The organism is Methylobacterium aquaticum, assembly GCF_001043915.1.
Classification (GTDB): Bacteria; Pseudomonadota; Alphaproteobacteria; order Rhizobiales; family Beijerinckiaceae; genus Methylobacterium; species Methylobacterium aquaticum.
Map to the genome: position 1 here is coordinate 1 of NZ_LABX01000461.1, position 746 is coordinate 746.

The following is a 746-nucleotide window of genomic DNA, read 5'->3' on the forward strand; positions in this document are numbered from 1 at the left end:
ATCATGGCCGCCGAGACCGCCCTGCCCGAGACTGCCCTGCCCGAGACCGCCCTGCCCCCTCCGCGCTCGCCGGCCATGATCGCGCTCCGGCGCGGCCTGTCCCATGGCGGCGTCCTGATCGGGGCCGGCCTCGTCGGGTTCATCGTGCTGGTCGCGCTCGCCGCCCCCCTCATCGCCCCGCACGACCCCTACGCGCAGGACGTGTCGCGCCGGCTGATCCCCCCGATCTGGCACGCCAAGGGCAGCGCCGAGCACTGGCTCGGCACCGACAAGCTCGGCCGCGACTACTTGAGCCGCCTGATCTATGGCAGCCAGATCTCCCTGCTGATCGGGCTCTCCGCCGCCCTGATCTCGGGGGCGATCGGCACCACGCTCGGCGTGCTCGCCGGCTATTACGGCGGCCGGGTCGACGCGGTGGTGAGCTACGTCGTCACCACCCGGCTCGCCATGCCGGTGGTGCTGGTGGCGCTGGCCATGGCCTCGCTGGTCGGCGGCTCGCTGAAGGTGGTGGTGCTGGTGCTGGGCTTCCTGCTCTGGGACCGCTTCGCGGTGGTCACCCGCGCGGCAACCCGCCAGGTGCGGGCCCAGGATTTCGTCGCCGCCGCGAAGGCTGCGGGCTTTAGCCCGGTGCGGATCCTCGCCCAGGAGATCCTGCCCAACATCCTCAATGCGCTGATCGTGGTGGCCACCCTGGAGATGGCGCACGCCATCCTGCTCGAAGCCGCCCTGTCCTTCCTCGGCCTCGG

Annotated in this window: 1 protein-coding gene; it reads left to right on the forward strand. The window is 71.8% G+C overall.

Features of this window, described 5'->3' with window-relative positions; all coding sequences use genetic code 11:
* Nucleotides 1-3: 3 nt before the first annotated feature.
* Nucleotides 4-746, forward strand: a 743-nt coding sequence (locus tag VP06_RS33240) for an ABC transporter permease (protein ID WP_048468102.1), incomplete at its 3' end; no start/stop codon positions are given.